The following is a 1,703-nucleotide window of genomic DNA, read 5'->3' on the forward strand; positions in this document are numbered from 1 at the left end:
GAGTCGGTGCAGGCGATGGGGTTGCGGTATTCGACGGTCACCGGTGTCGCGCGTGATGACCTTTCCGATGGTGGTGCGTGGTTGTACGCGGAGACCGTCCGGCAGATTCACGCGTTGAATCCGGGTACGGGTGTTGAGCTGTTGATTCCGGACTTCAACGCTGATCCTGCGCAGTTGGCCGAGGTGTTCGGGGCGCGGCCGGAGGTGTTGGCGCACAACGTGGAGACGGTGCCGCGGATTTTCAAGCGGATCCGCCCCGGTTTCCGGTATGCGCGTTCGCTGGAAGTCATCACTGCCGCCCGCGAGGCGGGTTTGGTGACGAAGTCCAACCTGATCCTGGGCATGGGTGAGACGCCCGACGAGGTGGCGCCGGCGATGCAGGATCTGGTCGATGCGGGGTGTGAGATTTTGACGATCACGCAGTACCTGCGTCCCTCGCCCCGGCACCACCCGGTGGACCGCTGGGTGAAGCCGGAGGAGTTCGTCGAGCACTCCAAGGCAGCCGAGGCGATGGGCTTCGCGGGTGTGATGGCGGGTCCGTTGGTGCGCTCGTCGTACCGCGCGGGACGGCTCTACGCCCAGACCAAGGCGCACCGCGGCGAAGTCCTGCCGGAGAACNAGCCGAGGCGATGGGCTTCGCGGGTGTGATGGCGGGTCCGTTGGTGCGCTCGTCGTACCGCGCGGGACGGCTCTACGCCCAGACCAAGGCGCACCGCGGCGAAGTCCTGCCGGAGAACCTGGCCCACCTGGCCGCCGAAGGGCCGGCCGCCCAGGAAGCGGCGTCGCTGCTGGCGCGGTGACGCACGTCACCCCACGGTCCTTAAAGGATCGGTAAAGTGGGTGGCATGGCCCTGGTTTCGGACCTCCTCAGCTGGTTGCAAGGACTCCCGGAACCGGGCCTCGTCGCGGCGACCGGCGGCCTGGTGTTCGCCGAGTGCACGATCGGGCTGGGTTTCCTGGCCCCGGGCGAATCGGGCCTGCTCATCGCCGCGACGACGGCGAACACGCCGTCCCGGTTCGTGGTGCTGTGGCTGGTGGTCACGCTGTGCGCGACCGCGGGCGACGCGCTCGGCTACGCGATCGGCCGCCGGTTCGGGCCACGGCTGCGCGAGACGAAGCTGATCCGCAAGTACGGCCTCGAGGGGTGGGACAAGGCGACGTCGGTGCTGGAACGCCGTGGCGCGTGGGCGGTGTTCTTCGCCCGGTTCCTGCCGGTGATCCGCACGTTGACCCCGGCGGCGGCGGGAACATCGGGACTGGCGTTCCGCAAGTTCTTGCCGGCCGCGGCCGCGGGAGCGTTCTGCTGGTCACTGGCCCACATCAGCATCGGCGCGGCTTTGGGTGAAGCGGCGAAGCGAATCGAGGGCGCGCTGAACACGGGCGGCTTGATCGTGGTGGGCGCGCTCGCGGCGGTGGCGGTGTTCTTCTTGCTGCGCATGAAGAAGCGCAAGGCCCTGGCGGCCGCGGAACGCGAACCCGAGCCGGAAAAGGTCCCCTGACAAGTCCGCTCCGCAACGCCCGCGCCAGTTCCGCCCAACGCCCGCTCCCCCACCCCCGGCAGGCAAGCGCCCCAAGGCGGCCTTGGGTGCGTCTCACGCACCGAAGGCCACATTGGGGCGCTTGCGCCCCAATGGGGTTGTTTCATCCTGGTTGTGGCTGGTCAGGGTGCTGGGGTCCTGGTGGTTGCCTGTGGTGGCGCGAAG

At 68.7% G+C, this 1,703-nt stretch carries 3 protein-coding genes; all 3 read left to right on the forward strand.

Annotated elements, in window-relative coordinates:
- A partial coding sequence (locus ABFJ78_RS50155; protein ID WP_436394699.1) for a lipoyl synthase occupies positions 1-648 on the forward strand: 648 nt, incomplete at its 5' end.
- On the forward strand, positions 648-800 hold the full coding sequence (locus ABFJ78_RS50160) for a hypothetical protein (RefSeq protein ID WP_436394700.1): 153 nt from the start codon (positions 648-650) through the stop codon (positions 798-800). The genes ABFJ78_RS50155 and ABFJ78_RS50160, both read left to right, overlap by 1 nt.
- A gap of 45 nt (positions 801-845) precedes the next feature.
- Positions 846-1,499, forward strand: a complete 654-nt coding sequence (locus ABFJ78_RS50165) for a DedA family protein (protein WP_436394701.1) — start codon at positions 846-848, stop codon at positions 1,497-1,499.
- Positions 1,500-1,703: the final 204 nt, after the last annotated feature.

Source organism: Amycolatopsis sp. MEPSY49, assembly GCF_051337345.1.
In the GTDB taxonomy this organism is placed as follows: Bacteria; Actinomycetota; Actinomycetes; order Mycobacteriales; family Pseudonocardiaceae; genus Amycolatopsis.

Excerpts from the sequence above, each read along its gene's own strand:
- ABFJ78_RS50160 (WP_436394700.1), top strand. The coding sequence starts at position 648 with ATGGCGGGTCCGTTGGTGCGCTCGTCGTACCGCGCGGGACGGCTCTAC.
- ABFJ78_RS50165 (WP_436394701.1), top strand. The coding sequence starts at position 846 with ATGGCCCTGGTTTCGGACCTCCTCAGCTGGTTGCAAGGACTCCCGGAA.